A 233-nucleotide genomic window follows, 5' to 3' on the forward strand; every position below is an offset into this window, starting at 1 on the left:
CGCGCGAACCGTGGCGTGCAGTGATGAGAAAATTTTTGCCCAGGAAGAAGTGCGGCTCGCCAACTGTGATGTGCTGCTGCGCCCGCATATACGCTGTCTAAACCACAATGAATACGGATTTGCCATACTGTTCAATCTTGGGACGATGATGCGCCAGCAGAGCATCCTCAATCGCGAGCTCGTGCAGTCGGAACTCTTCCAGCAGTTTTTGCATGAAGGCAGGTTCGGGCTGA

At 53.6% G+C, this 233-nt stretch carries 1 pseudogene; it reads right to left on the bottom strand.

The window, feature by feature from the left end:
- Positions 1 to 233, bottom strand: a pseudogene (locus tag SB719_RS22795) (CorA family divalent cation transporter); the annotation flags it as partial.

It is taken from the genome of Pantoea sp. SIMBA_079 (genome assembly GCF_046940275.1).
GTDB classification, from domain to species: Bacteria; Pseudomonadota; Gammaproteobacteria; order Enterobacterales; family Enterobacteriaceae; genus Pantoea; species Pantoea borealis.